The organism is Enterobacter cloacae complex sp. HYC042_NIDB (assembly GCF_056673315.1).
Genome location: NZ_CP109650.1, coordinates 2,300,573 through 2,326,508 on the forward strand (window position 1 = coordinate 2,300,573; position 25,936 = coordinate 2,326,508).

A 25,936-nucleotide genomic window follows, 5' to 3' on the forward strand; every position below is an offset into this window, starting at 1 on the left:
GCTTAACTTAGGGCTTCGGTCAGGAACCTGTTGTAAATCCGGATCATTTTATGAGGAAGGTTAACATGAGCAGCATTGATAAAAGCGGGACGTACGCGCTCGGAACGCGAACGGTTAAACGACTGGGCTACGGGGCAATGCAGCTTGCCGGGCCGGGCGTATTTGGCCCGCCGAAGGATAAACAGGCCGCGCTGGACGTGCTGCGCGAAGCCGTGGCGGCGGGTGTGAATCATATCGATACCAGCGATTTTTACGGCCCGCATGTGACGAACCAGCTGATCCGCGAGGCGCTTCATCCTTACCGGGACGATCTCACCCTCGTCACCAAGATCGGTGCCCGTCGCGATGACAAAGGGGCCTGGCTGCCGGCCTTTTCCGCGCAGGAGCTGACCCAGGCGGTGCATGACAACCTGCGCAACCTGAAGCTGGATGTGCTGGACGTGGTGAACCTGCGGATCATGTTTAGCGCACACGGCCCGGCAGAAGGATCGATTGCTGAACCGCTTTCCACCCTCGCAGAATTACAGCAGCAGGGGCTGGTACGCCACATTGGCCTGAGCAACGTCACGGCCACGCAGGTGGCGGAAGCGCGGAAGATGGTGCAGGTCGTCTGCGTGCAGAACATGTACAACATTGTGAACCGCGGCGACGATGCGCTGGTGGATTTACTGGCGCAGCAGGGGATTGCGTATGTGCCGTTCTTCCCGTTGGGAGGCTTCACGCCACTGCAGTCCACCGGCCTGCAGGCCGTCGCGGATTCCCTGGGCGCAACGGCGATGCAGGTTGCGCTGGCATGGCTGCTGCAACGGTCGCCGAACATCCTGCTGATCCCCGGCACGTCATCCGTGGCGCATCTGCGGCAAAACCTCGCGGCGGGAGAGGTGCAATTGCCGCCTGAAGCACTTGAAAAACTGAATGCGCTGATGGGTTAATCACAGCATGGGCAAAGCCGGAAGGACACTTCCAGGCTTTGCCTGCTCAGACTCCGCATTGACTTTTCTGTCTGTGAAGCGCTAACGCTTCTGCCACAATTTCCTGCTTGCTTTTTCGCGTCTCAAAGGCGGTGATTCTGATGTATTCCATCAGGTCAGGCTCAATGCGGGCGCTCAACATCCTGAGATCGGCCTCCTTTGCTAAACCGCGGGCAACTCGCTTGTCGGGATAGTCACGGGCTGGCATAGAAAACGTCCTCCAAAAGTCTTGATAATTCGTGCCCTAAAATATGCGTTATTCTGATATATAAGTCAATAGATAGTGTTTGTATAGTGATTTAGTGATCTTTTTTTCACATGAAGTGATTTTAAAGTGTTTTCTAATGACTTTTTTATGACTTTTGGTTGGCCCATCTGCGATCGCCAGCAGGAGAGGTTGCTAAATTAAATCCGCTCAAACTTCAACGTGTTTGCGGTCTTTGTCGGAAATGACCTTGATCCTGTGCCGTAATCCGTAATACTGTGTTTATATACAGTATCTGGCGGGAAAGGCATTTATGGACACTCTCTTTTCTTATCATCCAAAGCAACTTATTGAATTACCTTTATATCTTGAGCGTGTTGCCTGTGGCTTTCCAAGCCCTGCGCAGGATTATGTGGAGGATCGTCTCGATCTTAACCGGCTGGCGGTCAGGCACCCCAGTGCGACCTACTTTATCAAAGTGAGCGGGGACTCCATGATCGGCGCAGGGATTAGCGACGGCGATCTGCTGGTGGTAGACCGCTCGTTAAATGCCGAGCACGGGGACATTGTTGTGGCGTCGGTCGGCGGCGAGTTTACGGTGAAAGAGCTACAGACCCGCCCGGTTCTGCGGCTGCTGCCGCGTAATGCCCGCTATCAGCCGATCGCCTTTCAGTCCGAAGAGGAGCTGCAAATCTTCGGTGTCGTCACTCATACGCTCAAAACGCATAAACATGTTCGCGCTGGTTGATGTGAATAGCTTCTATGCCTCCTGCGAGAGGGTGTTTCGCCCCGATCTGGTGGGTAAGCCCATCGTGGTGGTGTCCAATAACGACGGCTGTATTATTTCGCTGTCGCGGGAGGCAAAGCAGTTCGGCATAAAAATGGGGGAGCCCTATTTTAAATTCAAAGAGAAGGGGTATCCGTCGCGGGTTTACGTCTTTAGCTCCAACTATGCGCTGTATGCCGATCTCAGCAGCCGGGTGATGCAGACGCTGACCGATCTCGCGCCGGCCATTGAGATCTACTCCATCGATGAAGCATTTGTGAACGTTTCGGGTGTCAGCAACTGCATCTCGCTGGAAGCATTCGGTCATCAGATGCGTACGCAGGTCTTTAAAAACACAGGCTTAAGTGTGGGCGTCGGGATTGCGCCGACTAAAACGCTGGCGAAGCTGGCCAACTATGCGGCGAAGCGGTGGTCAGCCACCGGTGGCGTGGTCGATCTCTCGGATCGTGGACGGCAGCGTAAGCTGCTGGCAAAGGTTCCGGTGGAGGAGGTGTGGGGCGTAGGACGACGTATCACGAAAAAGCTTAACGCGATGGGGATAACCACGGCGCTGGAGCTGGCGGAAGCGTCATCCTGGGTCATCCGCAAACATTTTAACGTGGTAATGGAGCGCACGGCGCGCGAGCTTCGAGGTGAGCCCTGCCTCGATCTGGAAGAGTTTACTCCTACGAAGCAGCAAATTATCTGTAGTCGTTCGTTTGGACACCGTATTACGCAGTACGAGGAGATGCATCAGGCCATTTGCGCCTATGCAGAACGTGCTGCGGAAAAACTGCGTGGCGAGCATCAGTATTGCCGCTTTATCAGCGTGTTTGTGCGCACCAGCCCACACGCGGACAACGAAATTTATTACGGCAATCAGGCTTCCGTCACCCTGATGACGCCCACCAATGATTCGCGCGATATCATCCGTGCCGCCACTGAGGCGCTGGGGCGTATCTGGCTTGACGGATATCGCTATATGAAAGCGGGGGTGATGCTGGCAGACTTTTTCAGCAGCGGCGTTGCCCAGCTGAATTTGTTTGACGATAACCGCCCGAGCGCCAACAGCGCCGCGCTGATGGAAACCATCGACAGCTTAAATCATTCCGGCAAAGGGAAAATATGGTTTGCCGGGCAGGGGATTGAGAAAGCCTGGGCGATGAAGCGGGAGATGCTGTCACCGGCCTATACGACGCGCTACGCGGATTTACCGGTGGCGAGATGAAAGGCGGCTATGTGTGACAAAGAGCCGAAGACGGTTTACGGACGCCGCTCCTGTGCAGCGTCCATAGCATCAGGGTTAAGGGCTTACTCAACCGTTAACGCATCGACAACCTTGTCGCTTCTCTATCCACACCGCCATCTCTCCCGCAAGGTGCGGGCCTTTACCGAGTGGCTGGAAAGTTTAGTGTAAAACCGCCCCCGGAGAAGAGCCGCCAGTTCATGACACCGCGCGCTAATCTGTTCCATGGCATTCAGCAGGCGAGGCGTGGGTTCGTTTGCGCAGTTTAGCCGCAGCAGCTGACGGAGGATGAGATCCCCCGGGTCCTGAGGAACCGTTTTGCGCTGACTGCTGTGTAATCTGCCGGGGAACGATTGAGCCTCAGCTCACCTTTCTTCTGCGGCTTTGCGCTGAGTCCCCCACTGTAACAGCAGGCTAAACGACGCGGGTAGTACGGTCAGCGTTACCAGCGTCGCGACCAGCAGCCCGCCGATAATCGCATAGGCCATTGGCCCCCAGAATACCTGATGAGAGATCGGGATCATGCCCAGAATGGCGGCGCAGGCGGTCAGACAGATGGGTCTGGCCCGATGCTCCGCGGCCGCCACAATCGCGGCATCGTTTGCCATCCCCTGAGCAAGATTACTGTCTACCTCGCTAATCAGTATCACCGCGTTACGCACGATCATCCCCGCCAGGGCGATGACGCCCAGCAGCGCGACAAATCCCATCGGCGTGCCGCCGGGCAGCATAGCCAGCACGATCCCCGGTAAACCAAACGGGGCCATCAGAAGCGCCAGCAGCATCAGGGAATATCGGCGCAACTGAAGCATCAGCAGCATCAACATGATGACAAGCGTCACCGGAAGAACGCTAAAAACGGAGCTGTTCCCCTTATCTGATTCGGCAACCGCGCCGCCTTCTTCTATGCTGTAACCGGCAGGCAGCTCCGCGCGCAGCGTGTCGATCGCCGGACGCAGCGCCGCCGATACCGCTTCGGCCCTCAGCCCCGGCGCGAGATCAGTTTGCACCGTAATAAAAGGCAACCGCTGTCGACGCCAGATGACCGGATCGTCCACGCTCCAGACCAGCGTCGCGACGGCGCTGAGCGGAATTTTTTTACCGTCATTCCCCTGAACGGTCAGCGAGGAGAGGGTGGCGGTGCTGTGACGTTCATTGTCCGTGGCCCGTAGCACCACGTCGACAAGGCGATCGTTATCCCTGACCGAGGTGACAACGCTGCCGGACCAGAGGGTATTCAAGGTGCGGGCGAGAGCTTCTGACGATATTCCTGCCGCCCTGGCCGCCGTCTGATTCACCTTCAGAGTAATGATCCTCTCCGGCTCTCCGGCCGTCTGGTTAACCTCGCGCGACAGCGGCGATTGGCCAATCGCGTCGGCCAGACGGTTCGCAAGCGCCCGGACCTGCAGATAATCAGGCCCGCTCACCCGGTATTTGATTGGCCAGCCGACGGGCGGCCCAAGCTCCAGGGGCGACACGCGCGTGATGATATCGCTAAACTGCGCCGCCAGCAGCCTGTTCAACTGCCCATGCAGACGATCCCGCGCCTGAAGATCCTTCGCCACCACCACAATCTGGGCGATGTTTTCATTTTCCAGCAGCACGTCCATCGGCAGGTAAAAACGGATGGCTCCTGACCCGACGTACGTCGAGTAGCGCTCGACATTGCTGTTGCCGGCCAGCGCGTGTTCCAGCTTTTCCACCTCTCTTAACGTTTCGGGCTGCGACGCGTTGGCCGGAAGCGTCAGGCTGACCAGCAGCTCAGGCCGGTCCGACGCGGGGAAGAACTCACCCTGCATAAATGTCGTGCCGTACACGGACAGCCCCAGCGCGGAAAGCGCAATCAGCACGGTGGCGAGCCGGTGACGTAGCGCCAGCCCTAAAAGCCGCCCGTACCCGCGCGCGATCCTTCCAGGGCCTGCCGCGCGATGTCTGACCTTCTCCGGCAGCAGCCACGTGCCCGTCAGCGGCGAAAACAGGATCGCGACAACCCAGGAGCAGAGCAGGGCAATCAGCACTACCGCAAACAGGGAAAAACAATATTCACCGGCGCTGGAGGCCGCAAAACCAACGGGAATAAACCCGGCAATCATCACCAGGGTTCCGGTGAGCATCGGGAAGGCCGTCGTTTTGAATGCATGGGTGGCCGCATGCCGACGGGAATCCCCGGCTTCCAGTCGGGAGACCATCGTTTCGACGGCGATCATGGCGTCATCCACCAGCAGACCCAGCGCAATGATCAGCGCCCCAAGCGAGATACGCTGAAGCCCGATGCCGGCGAGCATCATGCCGGCAAACGTCATGGCGAGCACCAGCGGAATGGCCGCAGCCACCACCAGCCCAGCCCGCAAACCCAGCGAGACAAATGAAACCGCCAGCACGATAACAACAGCTTCAATAAGCACCCGGACAAAACCACTTACCGCGTCACTGACCACCGCCGACTGATCGGCAACTTTCACCATCTCAATACCGTGCGGCAGCCCGGCGCTGAGGACTGTCATTCTGTCGTTCAGCGCGGCGCCAAAACGCAGCATGTTGCCCGTTGGCGCCATTGACACCGCCAGCCCGATGGCCGGTTTGCCGTTTACCCGGTACGCGGGGGCCGGCGGCTCGGCGGCTTCCCGGGTGACGGTGGCGATATCGGTCAGCGGAATATAGCGATTGTTAATGTGCAGCGTGACGGCGCGTAAACTCTCTTCGGACGTGAGCGCCCCGCTGACCTTGATCGCGATGTTCTCCTGCCCGGTACGCATAACGCCAGCCGGGACAACCGCGTTTTGCGCCCGCAGCGCATCGGCGACCGCCTGAATATCCAGTCCCATACCCGCCAGACGGGCCGGAGAAAAGGCGAGAACCATCTGATCCTGCTGTTCGCCCAGCAGGGTGGTTTTGCCGATATCTGGCAAGGAGGCGAGCTCACGACGTATTGTCTCAACGCGATCCCGCACTTCCCGTAAGGTGTAGCCGTCGGGAATAAAGCCGTAAATCGTGCCGAACGTATCGTCAAATTCGTCGTTCACGGCCGGGCCCTGAACGCCTTCCGGTAAAGACGGCGCGATGTCCTGCATTTTTTTGCGGATCTGATACCAGATGTCCTGCACCATTTGCGGCGGGGTATTGTCACGGAGATTCACATGGATAACCGTGCTCCCGGCGCGGGTTTCACTTTCGAGATAATCAAGCCAGGGCGTTTCCTGCAGCTTTTTTTCAAGCGTATCGGTCAGCAGACGGGTGGTGTCCGTTACGGACGCGCCCGGCCACTGCGCGGAGACGACCGCTGTTTTGATGGTAAAAACCGGATCTTCATTACGCGGCAGTTTTTCATAGCAGAACACGCCCATCGCCACGATCAGCAGCATGAAGAAACTGACCATCTGCTGATGGTTAAGCGCCCATGCGGACAGGTTAAATTTCGCTTCCGGTTTCGTGTTCATGGCTGAACCTCCCCGGGTACCACCGGCTCTCCGGAACGGAGTTTGCTCACGCCAGCCGTAATCACCCGGTCGCCTGGCTCAAGGCCGGAGGCGATAATCACCGAGGAGGCCGTATAGCAGGCAGGCACCACCGCGCGCAGCTGCGCCTGCGAATGCGGGTTAATCACAAACACCGCCGGTCTATCTCCTGTTCGGCTCAGCGCCGATGCGGGAATGACGTAACCTCGCGGGCCAGTCGAGGGCAGGGTGACGGTGACGCTGGCACCCAGCGCTATCGCCGCTGGCGGGTTTATCAGGGTGGCTCTGACGCGCCAGGTGCGGGTCTGAGGATCGGCCTGCGGGGTGATATCCCGCAGCACGGCAGATGCCTGTACCGATGGGTCGCTGAGCAGGGAAACCCGCAATTCCGCCTTATCCAGCGGCGGTATCGCATCGGGCGTGGCGATATCAAACGCTACGTCGCGGGCTTCGCCGGTTGCCAGCGTAAGCACCGTCTGTCCCGCGCTGACAACCTGGCCCGCAGAGGCGCTCACCTCGGTGATCGTGCCGGTTTGTGGAGCGATAAGGCGCGTCCAGCCAAGGCTTTCGCGGGCGTTACGCCACGCGGCCTCGCTGCTTTTTAATCGCGCGCGGGCGACAAGCCAGTCCGCGCGGGCGCTGTCGAGTTGCGTGCGGGCTATTGCGCCCGTCGGCATGAGCTTTTGCATTCGGCTGACGTTAAGCGCGGCAACCTGCGCTGAGGCTGTGGCCCCTTCATAGTCGGCCGTTGCGCTGTCGAGCTGATTTTGTCCGGTGGTATTTTCAAGTGTGGCCAGCAGCTGTCCGGCATTAACCCGATCGCCAATATCAACGCTGCGCGTCAGTATTCGCCCCCCGGTTTGAAAGCTCAGCGTCGTTTCATCGTGGGCATGGATCTCACCGGTCCTTTCCAGCGCGGGGAGGGTTTGGGCTGTACGTACGACGACGTAGCGCACCTTACGCACTGGGGCAGGCTTATTTTCCTGTTTGTCACCGCAGCCGGTGAGCGGAAACATCACCAGCGCGAGCAGGACCAGAGGGAGAAAATTTACCCAGGAAAGAGTACGCGCCACGCCGTACATATGGTGCAGGCAGTGGCGGAGGGAGAGAACAAATTCGTCTGACATAACGCCGCTCCATAAAGATGAGGGCGTTATTAAATGCGCGCTACGTCGAGAAAGATTCGATGTTCTGTCAAGGGTTTATCAAGAGTGGATATTTTCATTACCGGACGGCTGCCAGGGTAACAAAATACGCACAGCAAGGCCGCCCGTTTCCGGTAATGAGGCCTCGATCGTGCCCCCATGGGCCTGACAAATCGCCCGGGCGATAGACAAACCGAGGCCGCTGCCGCCGGAATGCCGCGCGCGGGACTGCTCCTCACGGCTAAAGCGCTTAAACATGTCCGGTAAGAACTGGGGGGATACGCCCGGTCCGTCATCGTGAAATTCAATGGCGTAATGCCCGCTGGCGTAGTGCAGCGCCACCTCAAGATGGCCGCCTTCGCGCCCGTAGCGTAGTGCATTTTCCATAAGGATAGTAAATACCTGCCCCATGCGGAACGCATCGCCTCTGAACGGGCACGTACGCGGGTTACGCAGCGTAATCGTAAAATGATGCGCTTCGGCCTGCGGCATGATCCAGGCCGCCCGCTCCTGAATAAGCTCATCCAGAGAAAAGGCCTGCTCTTCCAGCACCAGATTTCCCGCGTCCGCTAACGAGAGAAGGTGAAGCTCATCGGTCAGGCGATTAAGATGCTGAAGCTGTTTCATCACCATTTCCAGCTGCATCGGGCTGGCATCAAACACACCGTCCAACATGCCCTGCAGACGACCAATGGCGGCCGTCAGGGGCGAGCGCAGCTCGTGCGCCATCGCGACGTGCGAGGCGCGGAGCTCTTTTTCATAGCGGGCGAGTTGCCCCGTCATGGAGTTAAAGTCGTTTGCAAAGCTGACCATTTCCGCTGGCGCATCCTTGACCAGTTCAGCCTGACGGCCAAACTGCCCGTCGGCGACATCTTTGGCGGCATCGCGAAGACGGCTGAACTGCAGCGCCAGCGGTCGGGCGTGTTTTAACCCCATCACCACAATAAACGGGATCATCACCAGCACCAGCAGGGCCACCGTAACCCAGTCCGCAGAGGCAATGGATGGCGTGGAATAACTCAGCCCCCACCAGGTATCCACAATGCTGTGAAAGCGGGCCGGATCGGCCTGTGGGTTCTGGCTGAGCGTCAGAAATTCCTGCCGGACCGCCGCTGGCATTCTGCCCATTATCCAGTAGTTCTGTACCGCATAACGTAGCCACATGCAGGTGGCAATGACGATCACGCTGCCGATGGCCAGTGCCAGGATACGCGCGCAAATCCAGCGCCAGAGAGAGGAGTGCCGGTTTTTTATCATGGTTGTCTAAACCTGTATCCCACGCCGCGAACGTTAATCAACACGCCGGAAATACCCGCCGCTTCGAGTTTTTTACGCAGGTTATAAATATGGGTGTCCACCACGCGCTCCAGCGCCTCGCTTTCCGGCAGACAGTGTTCCAGCAGGTACTGACGGGAAAAGGGGCGAGCGGGAGAGCGCAGCAGCGTTGCCAGAAGCGAGAATTCCGTTGGCGTAAGATCGAGCATCACGGGCGCGTCGCCGCCGTTATCCACGCTCGCCACAATGGCGGCCACATCCACCTCCAGCGTTTGCCAGCGAAGGATCTCGTCGTCTGTCTCTTTTTTACTGCTGCGTCGCAGCACCGCCTGTACGCGAGCCACGACTTCTCCCGGATGATAGGGTTTCACGACATAATCATCGGCACCGTACCGCAGGGCACCAATGCGATCGGGGGTGTCGCCCATGGCGGTGACCATGATCACCGGTACATCGCTTTTACGACGCAGTCCGGCCAGCACTTCGGTGCCGTTAAGCCCGGGCAGCATCACGTCCAGCAGGATGAGGTCGGGTTTCCACCGCTGCGCCATATCCAGCCCGGAAAGACCGTCTCCGGTAATGGTGACATCGTAATTTTCACGACGTAAATAGGCTTCAAGCACGCCAGCCGCATCGGCGTCATCTTCAATAATCAGCACTCTTCTGGACAACATCCGTTCACCTTGACCGTTTCTTAACACTATCCCGACGATTCATTGATTTAGCCAAACCATACTGCGCCAACATTGTGTGGCAGACCCTGAATCAGCAGACGCCAGCGTCTGCGTGGAGAACAGTATGATAGCGATAAAAAAAGGCCTGTATATGACCGTTCCGCTTCTGATGGCCGTTGCCTCAGGTGTGCAGGCGGATGATGACGCCGCTTCCGGCTCTTTAACCGTCGGGCTGGGCGGTCACTATGCCCCCCGTTATTCAGGCTCAGACAAGCAGGTGTGGCAGGTGGTTCCTGTGCTGGAGGGGCGCAAGGGTGCTTTCTTTATTGATGCACAAAAAGGAGTGGGATATGACCTGCAAAACGACAGCGGTTGGTACCTGGAACATACGCTGGGTTACGACCTCGGGAGGGCAGAGAAAAATTCTGGCTGGCGTGAGGGCGCAAACAATCTGAAGGGGATGGGGGACATTGATGCCACCCTGAATACCGGCCTGGCCGTCGGCTGGCAGGCTGCGTCCTGGCTAAGCGTTGAGGGTAAGGCGACGCTACCGTTAACGGACAGCCAGGGCGTAAGTTATCAGGCGTCCGTTACGTTGATTCCCCTGCAAAACAGCGAGGACACGATCGCCCTTCAGTCTGCGGCTCTGTTTGGCGACAGCCGTTATCTGAATACCTGGTATGGGGTCAGCGAGCAGCAGAGCCGCCGCACCGGCTATCGCCGCTATTCAGCGCCGGGGGGATTTTATGGCGTCGACACCAGCCTGACCTGGAGCCATCAGTTCGATGCTCACTGGGGAACGGTCCTGAGCGCGGACTATACCTGGCTTGGCGACCATGCGAATGAAAGCCCAATAGTGATGCGGCGCAATGAGGGGTCTGCAACCGCCGCTATCACCTGGACATTTTAAAATTGCGGAGCACGAGCGGACGAGAAGATTATTTCTTCTTATCCATCATCGCTTTTAAATCGGCAAACGGGTTAAACGTGGCGACGCCCACGTCTTTTTGCGCGTCTTCACCGGCGACCACGGTGGTGCCGTACTGATCCGCTTCGGTGTATTTCGAATGCTCGTGATCGTGGCAAAACAGGCACAACAGCTCCCAGTTGCTGCCATCTTCCGGGTTGTTAGTATGGTCATGATCGATATGGTGAACCGTCAATTCACGCAGGTTGGAATAGACGAACTCCCGCGAGCAGCGTCCGCAGACCCAGGGATAGATTTTTAATGCTTTCTCGCGATAGCCGCTTTCCAGTCGCGCGTAGTTTTTAGGGATCAGAGCCATTGCCGGTTTTACCTGCCATGAAAAAAGTGGGGGATATTATATCCATTATGGAGCGGAATGACGAACCCCTCTATTCCGTCAATTTATTTGATGCTTTCCGTTAAATAAACGGCATTTATTCTTACCGGGTAATGCGTAAAGTGGACAGAACGCAACGCATTATCAGGACACAGGGTTATGAAAAAGATCGGTTTTTTATCGTTTGGTCACTGGACGCCTTCTCCGCAGTCCGGCACGCGCTCGGCGGCAGACACGCTGCTGCAGTCCATCGACCTGGCCGTGGCCGCTGAAGAGCTGGGCGCGGACGGCGCCTATTTCCGCGTGCACCACTTCGCCCGTCAGCTTAGCTCGCCGTTCCCTCTGCTGGCGGCAATAGGCGCGAAAACGAAAACCATTGAAATCGGTACGGGCGTGATTGATATGCGCTATGAAAACCCGATGTATATGGCCGAGGATGCGGGCGCGGCAGATCTGATCTCCGGCGGCCGTTTGCAGCTTGGCATCAGCCGCGGCTCCCCGGAGCAGGTCATTGATGGCTGGCGTCATTTCGGCTATGTCCCGCAGGAAGGGGAAAACGAAGCGGACATGGCGCGCCGTCATACCGAGGTGCTGCTTGAGGTGCTGCGCGGCGAAGGGTTTGCAAAGCCGAATCCACAGCCGATGTTCCCCAATCCGCCTGGGCTGCTGCGCCTGGAACCGTATTCTGAAGGGCTGCGGGAGCGTATCTGGTGGGGCGCCGGTTCAAATGCGACGGCGGTATGGGCCGCTAAGCTCGGCATGAACCTGCAAAGCTCAACCCTGAAAGACGACGAAACCGGCGAACCGTTCCATATTCAGCAGGCAAAACAGATCCGCGCGTACCGTCAGGCGTGGAAAGAGGCAGGGCATGCGCGCGAGCCGCGCGTCTCGGTCAGCCGCAGTATTTTTGCCCTGATGGACGACCGCGACCGGATGTACTTCGGCGCCAGCCGCAACGACAGCGATAGCGTGGGGTATCTTGATGAAAAAACGCGCGCGATCTTCGGGCGCAGCTATGCCGCGGAGCCTGACAGGCTGATTGAACAGCTGAAGAAGGACGAGGCGATTGCCGAGGCTGATACGTTATTACTGACCGTACCGAACCAGCTCGGTGTGGATTACAATGCGCACGTGATTGAGTCCATTCTCAAACATGTCGCACCGGCAATGGGCTGGCGCGATTAAGTATTCCGCCGTCAGCCGTGAGATCGTAATGGAAAATCTGGCCCTCTGGTATCGCCGTTTTGGCGAGCCAGAATCTGCTCTGCAACCTGAAACTGCGCCGCCGGGCGCGCTTGCGCCGGGACACCTCCGCGTGCAAATGCTGTATGCGCCGGTGAACGCGTCCGATCTCATTCCCATTACCGGCGCTTACCGCCACAGAACCCCGCTGCCCGCCGTCGCGGGGTATGAAGGCGTCGGCGTTGTCATTCAGGCGCCCGCGTCTTTTGCGCATCTGCAGGGTAAACGCGTTCTGCCGCTGCGCGGGCAGGGCACCTGGCAGCGCTATGCGGATTGCCCGGCAGAGTATGCGATCCCCGTGCCTGATGATGTCGATTCACGCCTGGCCGCGCGGGCCTATATCAACCCGCTGGCGGCGCAGATGATGTTGAGCCACTATCCACCGCGGGGAAAGCGGGTGCTGCTCACGGCCGCCGGTTCGGATTGCGCCATCCTGCTCGGGCAGTGGGCGCGTCTGGCGGGGGCAGAGGCGGTGTACGGTATTCATCGTTCGCCCGTTCACGCTGAACGGCTGGCGGCGATGGGGATCGTTCCTGTCGCACAGCATGACATGCAGCGGATTCTCTCCGTTGCCGCGCGTGCCGACGTCGTTTACGATGCAACCGGCGGGGCGCTGGCGGAAGCGATCCTGAGCGTGCTGCCGGAGCTGGGCATATTTGTCTGCTACGGGCTGCTCTCCGGGCAGACCTTCCGCCAGCAACGGCCCCTGCCGCGCGTGGCGTGGTTCCATATTCGTAACTATCTGGATGGGCTCAGCGCAGAGGCGTGGCGCGCGGAGTTCGATCAAATCTGGCCCCGGATGCGCGCCAGTGAATACAGCCCCGGAACGGTGTACCCTCTGACGGACTGGCAGAGGGCGCTCAGGGCATACTGTGAAGGAGGAAGGGCAAGCAAGCCCCTCATGTCGATGGCGGAATGACGGCTATTGATGGCTCATATCGCTCAGCAGCACGGCGATGCTTTGCCCGCCCGCCGTCTGTTCCAGACCAATCTTCACGATGATGGTCAGCGGAACGGAGAGCAGCATGCCTACGGGGCCGAGCAGCCAGCCCCAGAAAATCAGGGACAAAAAGACGACCAGCGTTGAAAGCCCCAGCCCACGCCCCATCATTCGCGGTTCAAGAATATTCCCGAATACCAGGTTAATCGCCAGATAGCCGGCCAGCAGAATCAGCGCATCATAAAGTCCGCTGAACACCAGCACCTGAAGAATAGGGGGGATTGCCGCCAGCACGGAGCCGATGTTAGGAATGTAGTTGAGCGCAAATGCCAGTAACCCCCAGACGAACGCAAAGCGGACGTCCAGCGCCACCAGCATTCCCCAGACCACCACCCCGGTGACCAGGCTGATGACGGTTTTCAGTACCAGATAGCGTGAAACGCTGTCCAGCGCGCGCTGAATAGCGCCCATTCCTTCAACCGGACGAACCATGATTTGCTGTAACTTTGCGGGCAGCTGTGGCACCTCCAGCAGCATGAACACCACCGTTAAAAACAGCAGGAAAATGGAGGTCATGGCATTGGAAAGCTGCGTCAGCAGGCCTGTGACGATGGTCATGGCCGCATTAGGGTCGATATATTTAAGAAGCTCCTCAACCGAAACTTCTATTCCCGCGCGCTGAAGCCAGGGCTCAAGCTGCAGCAGCGGTATCGCCAGCGAGGAACGGTATTTCGGCAGCGTTCGCGCCAGTTCGTTCAGCGAGGTACCCAGATACGCAACCAGTAACACCATGGCGAAAATAATGACGCTAATTAGCAGGGTAATTGCCAGCACGCGCGGGATGCGCAGCCGCGTCATGCGCCGGACCAGTGGGTTAAGGATCACCGCAACAAACAGGGCCAGAATAAAGGGCACAATGATGTCGGCGGCAAAACGAACGCCCGTGAGTATGATCACCAGCATGCCCAGCATGATGACAATTTTTAACCCGTTGAGGGTAATAATGGGTTTAGCCATGGTGACTCCAAAAAACGCGTTTTATTTATAATAGAGGGTAAACGTCCTGCAATAAACTAACCAAAATCAAACGGGATGGGTAAAGAATTGAAAAGACTTTGAGTAAAATCTTCAGTTATGGTACAAATTTGGCGTGTTCAACTACCGAGGACAATTTTCATCCGCAAAGACGAGAAGCAACAACGCGGATAATTGTAATTTTATGGACAATTTGTTCAGGACCTATTCTTCAAACAACGCTGCTCTATTTTCTACCTCCTTCTGCCTGATTGCTGGTGAGCAACACTGGCGCACCGCACTATAGTCACCTCTTCTGCCTGAGCTGGCGCTACGCGCTTAGCTATCTGATTTAATTTCATATTTTTTTGGTTTGCTGCATGCAGCGGGCCACGATGGATTATATTCTCAAGCAGGAGAAAAACATGTTTTACTGGATCTTATTAGCCCTGGCTATCCTCGCTGAAATTACCGGCACGCTGTCAATGAAATGGGCAAGCGTCAGCGAGGGCAATACCGGTTTTATTTTAATGCTGGTGATGATATCCCTTTCCTATATTTTCCTCTCATTTGCGGTGAAGAAAATTGCGCTGGGTGTGGCCTATGCGCTGTGGGAAGGGATCGGTATTTTATTGATTACGCTGTTCAGCGTTCTGATATTCGACGAAACATTAACAACAATGAAGGTCGCCGGGTTAACGACGCTGGTCGCGGGTATCGTGCTGATTAAATCAGGTACCCGTAAACCGACAAAACAGCAGAAGGAGCAGAACCATGCAACAGTTTGAATGGGTTCATGCGGCCTGGCTGGGCTTCGCCATCGTGCTGGAAATTCTGGCGAACGTTCTGCTGAAATTCTCTGACGGCTTTCGCCGTAAGGTTTATGGCCTGATGTCGATTGCCGCAGTGCTGGGGGCGTTCAGCGCCCTGTCACAGGCGGTCAAAGGTATCGATCTGTCCGTGGCCTATGCGCTGTGGGGCGGTTTTGGTATCGCCGCCACCCTGGCCGCAGGGTGGGTGCTTTTCGGGCAGCGTTTAAATAATAAAGGCTGGATAGGGCTGATCTTGCTGCTGGCGGGCATGATCATGATAAAACTCGCCTGATCAATTGGTAACCCTGATTCACAGACAGCCGCGCTGGCTTACTCTTTAGCCAGCGCTTCCAGCTTATCGCGAAAACCGGTGACGGATAAGGCCCGGTTATCGGCTCGCCAGCGGTCTTTCGCCGCCGGGGCGGAGCTTTGAACCCCAATCAACTGCCAGCCGTTATCGGTTTTCAGCATCAGCGGTGAACCGCTGTCGCCCGGCAACGTATCGCACTGATGGGAAAGCACGCTGGTCTGCGCCCAGCCCGTCACGATACAGTCCGTGTGGGTGTAAAGCGCATCCAGATGATCGACCGGGTAGCCTGACTGCGTCACCTTGCGGTCGGCGGCTTTCAGCGCGGCGGTGAGCGCCGCTTTATCGCCATCAAATAACGGCAGCGGCGTAATGCCCGAAGGCGGGTAGCGCAAAATAATCAGGCCAAAATCCCACGAGGCTGCCGCGGGCGGCACAATCCAGCCGTCGCCATCCGGTTTAAGACGCTTCCCAAGAGAAGCATCAACCCGGCCTTCAATGCCGTGGATTTCATAGCGCCAGATCCCTTTTTGCGACACAAATCGTAAGACAACCGCTTTGTCTGGCTTACCGTTGGGTGGCGTCAACAGGCAGTGGCCCGCCGTCAGCGCTAATTGCGGGGTGATTAACGTCGCGGTACACAGGTTGCCGCTGGCGGTTTCCAGTTGGCCTATAGCGTCCCAGGGAGCCTGGGTAGGATCGGTGACGCGAGTACGATCGTCATGACCGAAAAAAAGCGTCTTTAGCTCTTTCGCGCTAATGGCGTTATCACCGCCATCATCCGCCTGTGAAAATCCAGAAAAAAGGCCAAACGTTCCCAGCAACAACACAACAGATTTACGCATATCACACTCTGGTGGGGGTAATTATGATTATTAAAAGTGAACCCTATGAAAATACTATAGACGGGACGGCGCTAAAGTGGGAGTAAAATCAGCGTGCTACAGTCAGGAAAGATAAAAGCGGCTGGCGATGAGCGCGCATAAAATAAGCAGGATAAGAATCAGCTCAAACCGATAGCGTCGCAGCATACGCCCTCCGGATAAAAAAAACGGCGCAGAACCTTTTCCGGTTCAGCGCCGGTTTACCAACGTGCCCCGCAGGGCACGGTTAAGCTTGTACGCTTACGCAGCTGGCTGTGCAGCTGGTTTAGCAGCTTCGTGTTTTACTGCTTTTTTGTGATGCTTTTTCGCAGCCTGGGCTTTCTGCTCTACGGCTGGTTTAGCGGCTTTCTTGTGGTGCTTTTTCGCAGCCTGAGCCTTCTGCTCTACGGCTGGTTTAGCGGCTTTTTTGTGGTGCTTTTTAGCTGCCTGCGCTTTTTGCTCTGCAGCCGGTTTAGCGGCTTTGTGGTGTTTCTTGTGATGTACGGTTTTTGCTGGCGCCGCGGTGGTCGTTGCAGCAGGCGCCGCAGCAGCTGGTGCAGCAGTGGTTTCAGCAGCAAACGCAGCAGAAGACAGACCCATAGCAGCGGCAACAACCAGAGCTAATACTTTTTTCATGTTCATACCCTCGAATTTGGTTTTTCATTTAACCCCACTGCGGGGCCGTTGAAATAACTATATCCCTGTAAATTCGGGGTTTCCGTGAGTGATTGGTATCGGCGTGTAACCATATGTACAAGGCCGGGGAAGAACCCCGGCCTTATCATTACAGGTAGCGTGAGGTCAGGTGTTCGCGGAAGTAGCGGATATTCAGATCTTCCCCCGTCGCCTGGGTGATTAACTGCGACGTGCTAAAGCGGCTACCGTGCTGCCAGATGTTCTGACGCAGCCACTCAAAGAGGGCGGAAAAATCGCCCTCAGCGATGGAGGCCTGCAGTCCCGGAAGCGCCGTTTTGGCCGCATGGAACAGCTGCGCGGCATACATGGCCCCCAGCGTATAGGATGGGAAGTAGCCAAAACCGCCGTCGGTCCAGTGGATATCCTGCATGCAGCCGTTGCGGTAGTTATCTTTGGTGGATAATCCGAGCCAGGCCTGCATTTTCTCATCCCACAGGGCGGGGATATCGTCCACCTCGATCTCGCCGTTGATCAGCGCGCGCTCAATCTCATAGCGCAGCACCACGTGTGCCGGGTAGCTCACTTCGTCGGCATCGACGCGGATATAGCCTGGCTTCACGCGCTGGTTCCAGGCGATAAAGTTCTCTTCGCTAAACGCCGCCTGGCTGCCAAAGCGGGCGTGAACGGCTGGGAGGAGGTGCTTAAGGAAGGCTTCGCTGCGTCCCAGCTGCATCTCAAAGAACAGGCTCTGGGATTCGTGGATCGCGGTTGAGCGGGCCAGGGCAATAGGCTGGCCTGCCCACGCGCGCGGCAGGTTTTGTTCGTAGCGCGCGTGTCCGGTTTCGTGGATCACGCCAAACAGCGCGCTGAGCAGCTCGTCCTCATCATAGCGCGTGGTAATGCGCACGTCTTCCGGTACGCCGCCGCAGAACGGGTGCGCGCTCACGTCCAGGCGACCGCCGTTGAAATCGAAGCCGAGCATCTTCATGGCTTCCAGACCCAGTTCGCGCTGGGTTGCCGTCGGGAAGGGGCCCTGCGGCGGAACGAACGACCGCTGAGCCTGTTTCTCCACCGCGCTTGCCAGCAGGTCCGGCAGCCAGGTTTTCATATCACCAAACAGCACGTCCAGGCGCGCGCTGGTCATGTCCGGTTCAAAAATATCCAGCAGCGCGTCGTACGGCGTACAGCCTTTGGCTTCTGCGCGCAGGCGGGCTTCTTCACGGCTGAGTTTCACCACTTCTTTCAGGTTGGCGGAAAAGCCCTGCCAGTCGTTCGCGGGACGCTGCGTACGCCAGGCGTGCTCGCATCTGCTGCCCGCCAGGGATTTGGCTTCCACCAGCGATTCCGGCAGCAGGGTAGCCTGCTGATACTGTCGCGTCATTTCACGCAGGTTGGCCTGTTCGACGTCATTCAGATCTTCCCCTGCTGCGGCCGCTAACAGGTCGCCGACTTTTTTATCGGTCAGGATCTGATGTTGCAGGACGCTCATCTCTGCCAGCGCTTCACCGCGCGCGGCGCTGCCGCCTGGCGGCATCATGGTGAACATGTCCCAGCTGGCGATGGAGGAGAGGTGCGAGAAGCGTGAGAGGCGCTGGAAGGTTTTCACAAGTGACTGATAGGCTGATGTTTTTTGCAATTCTTATTTCCTCATGCCGGGGATGTGTTTCAGGGAGCATACAATGAAACAGACCAAATTCCCCAACATTTCCCACACGGAGGAAAGCTGTGCCGATCTCCTCCGTTGAAACCGTCCCCGGCATTCCGGGTGACGGTTTTCGGTGGGCACTCAGGACTTATCGCGCATAACCTGTTGCAGGATCGCCAGCGCCTGGTTGAACTGAGCATCCGGAATGGTCAGCGGATAAAGGAAGCGGATCACGTTGCCGTACTGGCCGCAGATCAATAACAGCAGGCCCTGGGCGAGCGCCTTTTGCTGGATCGCCTGCGCGATGGCGGCCGACGGTTCACGGCTCTCGGGATCAAAAAACTCCGCCGCAATCATCGATCCTCTTCCCCTTATCGCCACGAGCGCAGGGAAGGTGCCCTGAATCTCCTCCAGCGTGGCTTTCAGTCGATCCCCCAGATGGCAGGCGCGGGCGCACAGTGACTCGTTGTCGATAATCTTCAGCACCGCGTGCGCGGCGGCCACCGCAAGCGGGTTGCCTGCATAGGTCCCCCCCAGACCGCCGGGAGCCGGCGCGTCCATGATTTCGGCGCGACCCACCACGCCAGACAGCGGCATTCCGCCTGCCAGGCTTTTCGCCATCGTCATCAGGTCGGGCTTGTCCACGTAGTGTTCCATGGCAAACAGTTTACCCGTACGGGCGAAGCCGCTCTGCACTTCGTCTGCAATCATCACGATCCCGTGCTCATCACAGATTCGGCGGATGGCGGCCACCAGCTCTGGCGGGGCGACGTTGAATCCGCCTTCACCCTGAATGGGTTCAAAAATAATCGCCGCCACCTGTTTCGCCTCAATATCCGCTTTGAACAGGCGTTCTATCGCCGTGATGGCATCCTGCGTCGTGATGTCGTGCAGCTCGGAGGGATACGGCACGTGATAAACCGACCCCGGGAAGGGGCCAAATCCCAGCTTATAAGGCGCGACCTTGCCGGTTAAGGCCATGGTCATATAGGTTCGGCCGTGGAAGCCTCCGCCGAAGGCAATCACGCCCGGTCTGCCGGTGTGGGCCCGGGCGATTTTAATGGCGTTTTCCACCGCTTCTGCGCCCGTGGTGAAGAACGCCGTTTTGGCCGGGCTCTGGACCGGGGCCAGCTCGTTAAGTTTCTCGGCTAATGAAACATAGCTTTCATACGGCACAATCTGGTAGGCCGTGTGGGTGAACTGGTGAAGCTGTTTTTCCACTGCGGCCACCAGTTCAGGATGACGATGGCCGGTATTCAGCACCGCGATCCCGGCGGCGAAATCAATATAGTCGTTGCCTTCCACGTCGGTGAGGGTGGCATTCTCCGCCGTACGGGCAAAGAAATTACACATTACGCCTACGCCGCGCGGGGTGGCAGAAAGTCTGCGCTGATGAAATTCCTGGTTACTCATGTCAGATACCCTTTTGTCGAAACGATCATACGCCAAGACGATCGCGCAGGCTGTAGTACGCCGCGCCCATCGCCGTGAATGGAATCCGCAGGCTTCGGCCGCCCGGGAAGGGGTAGTGCGGGAGATTGGCAAACGCATCAAAGCGCTCAGCGTCACCGCGCAACAGTTCCGAGATCAGCCGTCCGGCCAGGTGGGTGCAGGTCACGCCGTGGCCGCTGTAGCCCTGCATGTAATAGATGTTTTTATCCAGACGCCCAAACTGCGGCATCCGCGACAGGGTCAGCAGGAAATTGCCCGTCCAGCGGTAGTCGATTTTGACGCCTGCCAGCTGAGGGAAGGTTTTGAGCAGCTTTGGCATCACCAGGCGCTCCACATCGTCCGGATCGCGCGCGCCATAGACGACGCCACCGCCGTACAGCAGGCGGTTGTCGGCGGTGAGGCGGTAGTAATCCAGCAGATAATTGCAATCTTCCACGCAGTAGTTATTGGGGATCAGCGTGCGGGCGACCTCTTCCGACAGCGGGGCGGTGGTCACCACCTGGGTGCCGCAGGGCATGCTGCGTTTTGCCAGCTCCGGTTCTATCTTATCGCCCAGATAGGCATTCCCGGCGACGATCACGTAGCGGGCCGTGACCTGGCCATGCTGCGTGCTTACTACTGCCGGGCTGGTGTGCTGAATGGCGGTCACCGGAGACTGTTCATATACACGCCCACCGTTCAGGCGAATGGCGTCCGCTTCGCCGATCGCCAGGTTCAGCGGATGAATGTGCCCCCCGCTGCGGTCCAGCAGCGCGCCGGTATAGCGGTCGCTGTCGACTTCCCGGCGGATGGCGCTGGCGTCCAGCAACTCCAGCTGCGTGTTGCCGTAGCGTTCCCAGTTGGACTTTTGCTCTTCCAGCGTCTCCAGTTGCTTATGGTTTAGCGCCACAAACAGCCCGCCGGGACGATAGTCGCACTGGATCTGATAGCGCTGGATACGCTCCCGAATAATTTCCCCGCCTTCAAACATCATGCTCCCGAGCACTTTGGCGGCATCGGGCCCGTAGTTTTTCTCGATCACGTCGATATCGCGGCTGTAGGAGTTAACCAGCTGGCCGCCGTTGCGTCCGCTGGCGCCGAAGCCGATGCGCGCCCCTTCAAGGAGCACCACGTCGTAGCCCATTTCGGAGAGATGTAGCGCGGAGGAGAGGCCGGTATAGCCGCCGCCCACCACGCACACGTCACAGCTGATCGACTCGTTAAGCGTCGGGAAAGGTTCATAAGCGTTCGCGCTGGCCGCGTAGTAGCTGGTGGTATGTTCGGTCATGATTGAGGCTCCAGGGCAATCCAGATGGTTTTCAGTTCGGTAAATTTTTCCAGCGCGTGCAGGGACTTATCGCGACCGTTGCCGCTCTGCTTATAGCCGCCAAAGGGGACGGTCATATCACCGTCGTTGTAGTTATTGACGAAGACCGAGCCGGCTTTCAGGCGGCGGCTCATGCGGTGCGCCCGGGAGAGATCGCGGGTCCATACCGCCGCGCCAAGCCCATATTCACTGTCGTTGGCCAGCGTCAAGGCTTCCTCTTCGGTTTTAAAACGGGTGACAACCAGCACCGGCCCGAAAATCTCTTCCCGGCACAGCGGGGAGGCAGGGTCGATGTCGACAAAAATGGTGGGACCGACTGCGGAAGGCCATGATTGTTCCCGCCCGTCCAGCAGCAGCGTACCTTTCCGGGTTCCCTCGCGAATAAACGTGTGGACGGTATCGGCGTGCGCAGCGTCGATGAGCATGCCCATCGTGCTGTCGGGGTCGAGCGGATCGCCAGGCTGCCAGCGGTGGGCCTGCGCTTTCAGCCTTGCCAGAAAATCATCGGCGATGCTGTCTTCGAGCAGCAGGCGGGTACCGGCGATACAGACTTGCCCCTGGTTGTAAAAAATCCCGGCGGCGGTCGCGCTCACGGCCTTGTCCAGGTCCGGACAGTCGGCAAAAATAATGTTGGCGCTCTTGCCGCCTGCCTCCAGCCAGACGCGCTTCATGTTGCTTTCTCCCGCGTCCTTCAACAACTGCTTGCCGGTACGGGTAGAGCCGGTAAACGTCAGCACTTCGACCTCAGGATGCAGTGCCAGCGCCTGGCCCGCTTCGTGGCCGTAACCACTTATCACATTCAGCACGCCGTCCGGCAGGCCCGCCTCCTTCGCCAGCCCGGCCAGTCGCAGGGCGGTAAGCGGCGATTTCTCCGACGGTTTTAATACCACGCTGTTGCCTGCGATCAGCGCCGGGCCCAGCTTCCAGCAGGCCAGCAGCAGCGGGAAGTTCCAGGGGACGATGGCCGCAATAACCCCGATCGGCTCGCGCACGATCATCGCCAGCTCGCCCGGACCCGTAGGCGCCACTTCGCCGTAGACTTTATCCGCCGCTTCGGCGTACCAGCGAATGGCGCGAGCCGCGCCGGGAATATCGTCGCGCAGGCTGTGGCGGATGGGTTTACCGGTGTCCAGCGTTTCCAGTAAGGCCAGCTCTTCGCCGTGGCGTTCCATTAAATCGGCGAGCTTATTGAGCACGGCCTTGCGCTGCGCCGGAGACGCCTGTGACCAGTCGCCGCGCTCAAATACCTCACGTGCGGCCTGAACCGCGCGGTTCACGTCCGCCTGCTTGCCCCGGGCCACGTTCGCCAGCGTCTGTTGGGTAGCGGGATTGACGGTTTCAAACGTGGCATTATCGGCGGCGTCACAATAGGCACCGTTAATAAATAACCGGGTCTCAATGGCGCTGTTTTTTGCTTTATCCTGCCAGTAAGTCAGGTGCTGAAAATGCATATTCACTCCTTTCTTTCGCAATCAGATAAATAAAGGCATGGCCGTTTCAGGCAATACGAAGCCGTGGGGCATCCCGGGAATTAACCCGTTGAATGCCGACATTGATCGTTTTTATTTGTCCCGGCGTAAGCGCGCTTACGCCGGGACTGAGTGGTAATTAGAACGTGGTGGGGGTATGGGCACTGATAATGCGGCAGATGCCTGCCGAGGTATTGCTGAAGCTGTGCGGTATGCCGGTATTGATGGCATAGCTCTGCCCTGCAACCAGGTGATAAGGCTGGCCATTAATGGTCAGCACTATTTCACCTTCCAGTATCGTACCGATCTCCTCACCCTGATGTTTGATCCTCTCTCCGGTCGTGGTTCCAGGCTGGTAAGTTTCAAAAATCATCGCCAGCGTACGGTTCGGATTTCCGTTATGAACCAGCTTCATCGAAACCCCCTGACTGCCTATTTCGATAAGGTCTTCCTGATTAATAACCACCTGCGGTTCATCAGGTTTTTCCGGTTCCGAAAAGAATTCCGAGAGCGACAGCCCATAGACTTTCAGCAGCTTTTGCAGCGTACTGATGGCAGGACTCACTTTGTCCTGCTCAATGGTGCTGATGGCACTGTGTGTTAACCCAGACAGTTCGGCGGCACGCCGCTGCGAGAGACCCAATTGCTGGCGGATCTCAGACAGACGTTTCCCTGGCGCCAGTCCGTCATCGCTCATAGTTGCATTTCCTTTACGGTAGTGGTCAAAGCCGTTGCTTCTCGGCAATGTGGCTTTGACAGGCGGTGATAAAACCATCAAACAACATACGTGAGAGGGCGTACTCGCTGCTGTTCCATTCGGGGTGCCATTGCACGCCGAGGGCAAAAGGGTGGTCATGAACGCTGACCGCTTCGACCAGCCCGTCCGTCGAACGGGCCTCCACGCGAAGCCGTGGTCCTAACGATCGTGCACCTTGCCCGTGTAACGAGTTTACCCAAAATGTGTTACAGCCTGGTATTAATTGAGACAGCAGTCCTCCCTCCTGAACCTGAACCTCATGAGAAGGGGCGTATTGTAGCTCAACCGGCAGTTCAGGATCTTCCCGGTGTTCAAGCAGGTCGTTCTGCTCGAACAGGCGGCGATACAGCGTCCCTCCCGTCGCAACAACCAGTTCCTGCAGCCCCCGGCAGATGGCGAAAATGGGGATGCGCCTTTCGAGCGCGGCGGCAATCAGCGCCATACTCAGAAGATCTCGCCCGGGATCGGCGTCAGGCTCATCGCCGTTTTCACCATAAAGGTGCGGCTGCACGTTACTTGGGCTGCCCGGCAGGTAAATCCCGTCCAGGGTTGGCAGCAGAGCGGTAAGTAGCTCTGGCTCTGCCAGCGCATGGGGTAAGGCAATCGGTAAGCCCCCCGCGTTAATAATGGCATTCAGGTACTTTTCTTGCAGGGTCTGGGTCTCATGACCCTTAAGCCTGTTTCTGCACATCACTACGCCAATAACTGGCTTGTTCATTATATTTTCCATGATCGCCCTCACAAAGTGGACTAAATTTAGGCCATTCTCGCCTGTGAAACGGCCTTTTCGTTCAATATTTTCTCAATCTAGCAACGGGATCTGCCTTTTGCAAACTTAATTTAACATTTGACAAACAATTTGTTTGCATACAGATTCGATAGGGTGGACATTATATTTGACAGTCCAGAGCAGCGAACGCAAATCCCAAAAACGGTGGTAAATCATGGAAACCAATATCGTAGAAGTTGAGAACTTTGTGCAGCACACGGATGAGAGGCGGGGCAGCGCCTTTACGCAGGAAGTGAAGCGCTATTTAGAAAAGTATCCTGACACCCAGTTTATTGATGTCCTTCTGACCGACCTGAACGGCTGTTTTCGCGGCAAGCGCATCCCGGTTGCCGGACTGAGCAAGCTTGAAAAAGGCTGCTATTTCCCGGCATCGGTTTTCGCCATGGACATTTTGGGTAACGTCGTGGAAGAGGCGGGCCTGGGGCAGGAGCTCGGCGAGCCGGACTGTATCTGCGTGCCGGTGCCGGGTACCCTGACGCCGTCCGCCGCCGACCCGGAATACATTGGTCAGGTGCAGCTCACCATGGTCGATGAAGATGGCGCTCCCTTTGACGTTGAGCCGCGGAACGTACTCAACCGACTCTGGCAGCAGCTGCGCCAGCGCGGTCTGTTCCCCGTGGTAGCGGTAGAGCTGGAGTTCTATTTACTTGATCGTAAGCGCGATGCCGACGGCTATCTGCAGCCACCCTGCGCGCCGGGCACCGACGTACGTAATACGCAGAGCCAGGTCTACTCGGTTGATAACCTGAACCACTTTGCTGACGTGCTGAACGACATTGACGAACTGGCGCAGCTGCAGCTGATCCCCGCCGACGGGGCCGTGGCTGAGGCCTCCCCGGGCCAGTTTGAAATAAACCTGCACCATACGGAAAACGTGCTCGACGCCTGCGATGATGCGCTGGCGCTAAAACGTCTCGTCAGGCAGATGGCGGAAAAACATAAGATGCACGCCACGTTTATGGCAAAGCCGTATGAAGAGCATGCAGGCAGCGGGATGCATATTCACATCAGCATGCAAAACAACCGAGGCGAAAACGTGCTCGCAGACGCCAGCGGCGAGGATTCCGCGCTGCTGAAACGCGCGCTGGCCGGAATGATCGATCTGATGCCCGCGTCCATGGCGCTGCTGGCGCCGAACGTCAACTCCTACCGCCGCTTCCAGCCGGGAATGTACGTACCGACGCAGGCGTCATGGGGACACAATAATCGCACCGTTGCCCTGCGTATCCCCTGCGGCGATCGCCATAACCATCGGGTCGAGTACCGGGTGGCGGGAGCAGACGCGAATCCGTATCTGGTGATGGCGGCGATTTTTGCCGGCATTCTACACGGGCTGGATAACGATTTACCCCTGCAGGAAGAAGTGGAAGGCAATGGCCTGGAGCAGGACGGACTGCCGTTCCCGATTCGTCAGAGCGATGCGCTGTGGGAATTCATGCAAAACGATCATCTTCGCGAGCGGCTGGGCGAACGTTTCTGCCACGTCTATCACGCCTGCAAAAATGATGAATTACTGCAGTTTGAACGCCTGATTACCGAAACAGAAATTGAGTGGATGCTGAAAAACGCCTGATGACGTGCCCCGGTAAGGGGCCGCTTTGTTTCATTGCATACGTATCACCAAACGGCCTGCGCGGAGCCTGGCCGAAACGTTCGCTGGCA

At 57.6% G+C, this 25,936-nt stretch carries 26 protein-coding genes; 10 read left to right on the forward strand and 16 right to left on the reverse strand.

The window, feature by feature from the left end; all coding sequences use genetic code 11:
- The first annotated feature begins 65 nt into the window (after window positions 1-65).
- Window positions 66-932 carry an aldo/keto reductase family oxidoreductase gene (locus OKF39_RS11065; protein WP_028012953.1) on the forward strand — a complete coding sequence of 289 codons (867 nt, stop codon included), beginning with the start codon at window positions 66-68 and terminating at the stop codon, window positions 930-932.
- Window positions 933-978: 46 nt separating this feature from the next.
- Here the strand turns inward: OKF39_RS11065 and OKF39_RS11070 are convergent, their stop codons facing one another.
- Window positions 979-1,179: a hypothetical protein gene (locus OKF39_RS11070; RefSeq protein WP_028012954.1), complete on the reverse strand. Its 201-nt coding sequence runs from the start codon at window positions 1,177-1,179 to the stop codon at window positions 979-981.
- A 310-nt stretch (window positions 1,180-1,489) separates the two neighbouring features.
- Between OKF39_RS11070 and umuD the strand changes: the two genes are divergently transcribed.
- Complete coding sequence (umuD, locus tag OKF39_RS11075) at window positions 1,490-1,924, forward strand: translesion error-prone DNA polymerase V autoproteolytic subunit (RefSeq protein WP_028012955.1); 435 nt, start codon at window positions 1,490-1,492, stop codon at window positions 1,922-1,924.
- A complete protein-coding gene (gene umuC / locus OKF39_RS11080; protein WP_045630206.1) occupies window positions 1,908-3,170 on the forward strand; it encodes a translesion error-prone DNA polymerase V subunit UmuC in 1,263 nt (420 codons plus the stop codon). The genes umuD and umuC overlap by 17 nt, the downstream gene beginning before the upstream one ends.
- 383 nt (window positions 3,171-3,553) lie before the next feature.
- Here umuC and OKF39_RS11085 read toward each other — a convergent pair whose 3' ends face one another.
- The 4 genes from OKF39_RS11085 to OKF39_RS11100 all read right to left on the reverse strand — a co-directional run bounded on the left by OKF39_RS11085 (window position 3,554) and on the right by OKF39_RS11100 (window position 9,737).
- Window positions 3,554-6,625, reverse strand: a complete 3,072-nt coding sequence (locus OKF39_RS11085) for an efflux RND transporter permease subunit (protein WP_479983773.1) — start codon at window positions 6,623-6,625, stop codon at window positions 3,554-3,556.
- Window positions 6,622-7,770: an efflux RND transporter periplasmic adaptor subunit gene (locus tag OKF39_RS11090; protein ID WP_252051267.1), complete on the reverse strand. Its 1,149-nt coding sequence runs from the start codon at window positions 7,768-7,770 to the stop codon at window positions 6,622-6,624. Before OKF39_RS11090 ends, OKF39_RS11085 begins: the two co-directional genes overlap by 4 nt.
- A gap of 78 nt (window positions 7,771-7,848) precedes the next feature.
- Window positions 7,849-9,045 (reverse strand): sensor histidine kinase, encoded by a 1,197-nt coding sequence (locus tag OKF39_RS11095; protein WP_192970992.1) that lies wholly within the window; start codon window positions 9,043-9,045, stop codon window positions 7,849-7,851.
- The gene (locus OKF39_RS11100; protein ID WP_028012960.1) at window positions 9,042-9,737 is read right to left on the reverse strand and encodes a response regulator; all 696 of its coding nucleotides are present in this window, start codon (window positions 9,735-9,737) and stop codon (window positions 9,042-9,044) included. The genes OKF39_RS11095 and OKF39_RS11100 overlap by 4 nt, the downstream gene beginning before the upstream one ends.
- A 124-nt stretch (window positions 9,738-9,861) precedes the next feature.
- Here OKF39_RS11100 and OKF39_RS11105 point away from each other — a divergent pair, with 124 nt between their 5' ends.
- Window positions 9,862-10,647, forward strand: a complete 786-nt coding sequence (locus tag OKF39_RS11105; protein ID WP_194386129.1) for a MipA/OmpV family protein — start codon at window positions 9,862-9,864, stop codon at window positions 10,645-10,647.
- Between the two features lie 28 nt (window positions 10,648-10,675).
- Here the strand turns inward: OKF39_RS11105 and yajD are convergent, their stop codons facing one another.
- Window positions 10,676-11,023, reverse strand: coding sequence for an HNH nuclease YajD (gene yajD, locus OKF39_RS11110; RefSeq protein ID WP_003857471.1), 348 nt, complete (start codon window positions 11,021-11,023; stop codon window positions 10,676-10,678).
- A gap of 177 nt (window positions 11,024-11,200) precedes the next feature.
- Between yajD and OKF39_RS11115 the strand changes: the two genes are divergently transcribed.
- Both OKF39_RS11115 and OKF39_RS11120 read left to right on the forward strand, forming a co-directional pair.
- On the forward strand, window positions 11,201-12,226 hold the full coding sequence (locus OKF39_RS11115) for an LLM class flavin-dependent oxidoreductase (RefSeq protein WP_048956325.1): 1,026 nt from the start codon (window positions 11,201-11,203) through the stop codon (window positions 12,224-12,226).
- A 28-nt stretch (window positions 12,227-12,254) separates the two neighbouring features.
- Window positions 12,255-13,202 (forward strand): zinc-dependent alcohol dehydrogenase family protein, encoded by a 948-nt coding sequence (locus OKF39_RS11120; protein WP_479983807.1) that lies wholly within the window; start codon window positions 12,255-12,257, stop codon window positions 13,200-13,202.
- A 3-nt stretch (window positions 13,203-13,205) separates the two neighbouring features.
- Here the strand turns inward: OKF39_RS11120 and OKF39_RS11125 are convergent, their stop codons facing one another.
- The gene (locus tag OKF39_RS11125) at window positions 13,206-14,240 is read right to left on the reverse strand and encodes an AI-2E family transporter (protein WP_126345662.1); all 1,035 of its coding nucleotides are present in this window, start codon (window positions 14,238-14,240) and stop codon (window positions 13,206-13,208) included.
- Window positions 14,241-14,373: 133 nt separating this feature from the next.
- Between OKF39_RS11125 and OKF39_RS11130 the strand changes: the two genes are divergently transcribed.
- The 3 genes from OKF39_RS11130 (at window position 14,374) to mdtI (ending at window position 15,341) form a co-directional block, all read left to right on the forward strand.
- Entirely contained in the window at window positions 14,374-14,544 is a 171-nt protein-coding gene (locus OKF39_RS11130; protein WP_088205359.1) for a protein YdgV, read from the forward strand.
- Window positions 14,545-14,662: 118 nt separating this feature from the next.
- Window positions 14,663-15,025 carry a multidrug/spermidine efflux SMR transporter subunit MdtJ gene (gene mdtJ, locus OKF39_RS11135; RefSeq protein WP_028012965.1) on the forward strand — a complete coding sequence of 121 codons (363 nt, stop codon included), beginning with the start codon at window positions 14,663-14,665 and terminating at the stop codon, window positions 15,023-15,025.
- Window positions 15,012-15,341, forward strand: coding sequence for a multidrug/spermidine efflux SMR transporter subunit MdtI (mdtI, locus tag OKF39_RS11140; RefSeq protein WP_028012966.1), 330 nt, complete (start codon window positions 15,012-15,014; stop codon window positions 15,339-15,341). The genes mdtJ and mdtI overlap by 14 nt, the downstream gene beginning before the upstream one ends.
- A gap of 38 nt (window positions 15,342-15,379) precedes the next feature.
- On the opposite strand, the gene OKF39_RS11145 is transcribed toward mdtI, so the two are convergent.
- From OKF39_RS11145 to puuD, 9 genes are all read right to left on the reverse strand, one after another.
- Complete coding sequence (locus OKF39_RS11145) at window positions 15,380-16,201, reverse strand: trypsin-like serine peptidase (RefSeq protein WP_028012967.1); 822 nt, start codon at window positions 16,199-16,201, stop codon at window positions 15,380-15,382.
- Window positions 16,202-16,303: 102 nt separating this feature from the next.
- Window positions 16,304-16,387, reverse strand: a complete 84-nt coding sequence (gene ydgU / locus OKF39_RS11150; RefSeq protein WP_023617729.1) for a small membrane protein YdgU — start codon at window positions 16,385-16,387, stop codon at window positions 16,304-16,306.
- 93 nt (window positions 16,388-16,480) lie between these two features.
- Window positions 16,481-16,855 (reverse strand): acid resistance repetitive basic protein Asr, encoded by a 375-nt coding sequence (gene asr / locus OKF39_RS11155; RefSeq protein ID WP_032642591.1) that lies wholly within the window; start codon window positions 16,853-16,855, stop codon window positions 16,481-16,483.
- A 148-nt stretch (window positions 16,856-17,003) separates the two neighbouring features.
- Entirely contained in the window at window positions 17,004-18,491 is a 1,488-nt protein-coding gene (locus tag OKF39_RS11160; protein ID WP_126345661.1) for a carboxypeptidase M32, read from the reverse strand.
- Window positions 18,492-18,641: 150 nt separating this feature from the next.
- Entirely contained in the window at window positions 18,642-19,913 is a 1,272-nt protein-coding gene (gene puuE / locus OKF39_RS11165) for a 4-aminobutyrate transaminase (RefSeq protein ID WP_479983774.1), read from the reverse strand.
- A 25-nt stretch (window positions 19,914-19,938) separates the two neighbouring features.
- A complete protein-coding gene (locus OKF39_RS11170) occupies window positions 19,939-21,219 on the reverse strand; it encodes an NAD(P)/FAD-dependent oxidoreductase (protein ID WP_069732357.1) in 1,281 nt (426 codons plus the stop codon).
- Entirely contained in the window at window positions 21,216-22,709 is a 1,494-nt protein-coding gene (gene puuC / locus OKF39_RS11175; protein WP_479983775.1) for an aldehyde dehydrogenase PuuC, read from the reverse strand. The genes OKF39_RS11170 and puuC overlap by 4 nt, the downstream gene beginning before the upstream one ends.
- A gap of 157 nt (window positions 22,710-22,866) precedes the next feature.
- Window positions 22,867-23,424: an HTH-type transcriptional regulator PuuR gene (puuR, locus tag OKF39_RS11180; protein ID WP_013096835.1), complete on the reverse strand. Its 558-nt coding sequence runs from the start codon at window positions 23,422-23,424 to the stop codon at window positions 22,867-22,869.
- A 25-nt stretch (window positions 23,425-23,449) separates the two neighbouring features.
- The gene (puuD, locus tag OKF39_RS11185) at window positions 23,450-24,214 is read right to left on the reverse strand and encodes a gamma-glutamyl-gamma-aminobutyrate hydrolase (protein WP_041912017.1); all 765 of its coding nucleotides are present in this window, start codon (window positions 24,212-24,214) and stop codon (window positions 23,450-23,452) included.
- A gap of 214 nt (window positions 24,215-24,428) precedes the next feature.
- On the opposite strand from puuD, the gene OKF39_RS11190 reads away from it, so the two are divergent.
- The gene (locus OKF39_RS11190) at window positions 24,429-25,847 is read left to right on the forward strand and encodes a glutamine synthetase family protein (protein ID WP_024909135.1); all 1,419 of its coding nucleotides are present in this window, start codon (window positions 24,429-24,431) and stop codon (window positions 25,845-25,847) included.
- Window positions 25,848-25,936 lie beyond the last annotated feature (89 nt).

What these genes read in the sequence shown, in the direction of transcription:
- OKF39_RS11065 (WP_028012953.1), top strand. Translation starts at nt 66, where the DNA reads ATGAGCAGCATTGATAAAAGCGGGACGTACGCGCTCGGAACGCGAACG.
- OKF39_RS11070 (WP_028012954.1), bottom strand. Translation starts at nt 1,179, where the DNA reads ATGCCAGCCCGTGACTATCCCGACAAGCGAGTTGCCCGCGGTTTAGCA.
- umuD (WP_028012955.1), top strand. Translation starts at nt 1,490, where the DNA reads ATGGACACTCTCTTTTCTTATCATCCAAAGCAACTTATTGAATTACCT.
- umuC (WP_045630206.1), top strand. Translation starts at nt 1,908, where the DNA reads ATGTTCGCGCTGGTTGATGTGAATAGCTTCTATGCCTCCTGCGAGAGG.
- OKF39_RS11085 (WP_479983773.1), bottom strand. Translation starts at nt 6,625, where the DNA reads ATGAACACGAAACCGGAAGCGAAATTTAACCTGTCCGCATGGGCGCTT.
- OKF39_RS11090 (WP_252051267.1), bottom strand. Translation starts at nt 7,770, where the DNA reads ATGTCAGACGAATTTGTTCTCTCCCTCCGCCACTGCCTGCACCATATG.
- OKF39_RS11095 (WP_192970992.1), bottom strand. Translation starts at nt 9,045, where the DNA reads ATGATAAAAAACCGGCACTCCTCTCTCTGGCGCTGGATTTGCGCGCGT.
- OKF39_RS11100 (WP_028012960.1), bottom strand. Translation starts at nt 9,737, where the DNA reads ATGTTGTCCAGAAGAGTGCTGATTATTGAAGATGACGCCGATGCGGCT.
- OKF39_RS11105 (WP_194386129.1), top strand. Translation starts at nt 9,862, where the DNA reads ATGATAGCGATAAAAAAAGGCCTGTATATGACCGTTCCGCTTCTGATG.
- yajD (WP_003857471.1), bottom strand. Translation starts at nt 11,023, where the DNA reads ATGGCTCTGATCCCTAAAAACTACGCGCGACTGGAAAGCGGCTATCGC.
- OKF39_RS11115 (WP_048956325.1), top strand. Translation starts at nt 11,201, where the DNA reads ATGAAAAAGATCGGTTTTTTATCGTTTGGTCACTGGACGCCTTCTCCG.
- OKF39_RS11120 (WP_479983807.1), top strand. Translation starts at nt 12,255, where the DNA reads ATGGAAAATCTGGCCCTCTGGTATCGCCGTTTTGGCGAGCCAGAATCT.
- OKF39_RS11125 (WP_126345662.1), bottom strand. Translation starts at nt 14,240, where the DNA reads ATGGCTAAACCCATTATTACCCTCAACGGGTTAAAAATTGTCATCATG.
- mdtJ (WP_028012965.1), top strand. Translation starts at nt 14,663, where the DNA reads ATGTTTTACTGGATCTTATTAGCCCTGGCTATCCTCGCTGAAATTACC.
- mdtI (WP_028012966.1), top strand. Translation starts at nt 15,012, where the DNA reads ATGCAACAGTTTGAATGGGTTCATGCGGCCTGGCTGGGCTTCGCCATC.
- OKF39_RS11145 (WP_028012967.1), bottom strand. Translation starts at nt 16,201, where the DNA reads ATGCGTAAATCTGTTGTGTTGTTGCTGGGAACGTTTGGCCTTTTTTCT.
- ydgU (WP_023617729.1), bottom strand. Translation starts at nt 16,387, where the DNA reads ATGCTGCGACGCTATCGGTTTGAGCTGATTCTTATCCTGCTTATTTTA.
- asr (WP_032642591.1), bottom strand. Translation starts at nt 16,855, where the DNA reads ATGAAAAAAGTATTAGCTCTGGTTGTTGCCGCTGCTATGGGTCTGTCT.
- puuE (WP_479983774.1), bottom strand. Translation starts at nt 19,913, where the DNA reads ATGAGTAACCAGGAATTTCATCAGCGCAGACTTTCTGCCACCCCGCGC.
- OKF39_RS11170 (WP_069732357.1), bottom strand. Translation starts at nt 21,219, where the DNA reads ATGACCGAACATACCACCAGCTACTACGCGGCCAGCGCGAACGCTTAT.
- puuC (WP_479983775.1), bottom strand. Translation starts at nt 22,709, where the DNA reads ATGCATTTTCAGCACCTGACTTACTGGCAGGATAAAGCAAAAAACAGC.
- puuR (WP_013096835.1), bottom strand. Translation starts at nt 23,424, where the DNA reads ATGAGCGATGACGGACTGGCGCCAGGGAAACGTCTGTCTGAGATCCGC.
- puuD (WP_041912017.1), bottom strand. Translation starts at nt 24,214, where the DNA reads ATGGAAAATATAATGAACAAGCCAGTTATTGGCGTAGTGATGTGCAGA.
- OKF39_RS11190 (WP_024909135.1), top strand. Translation starts at nt 24,429, where the DNA reads ATGGAAACCAATATCGTAGAAGTTGAGAACTTTGTGCAGCACACGGAT.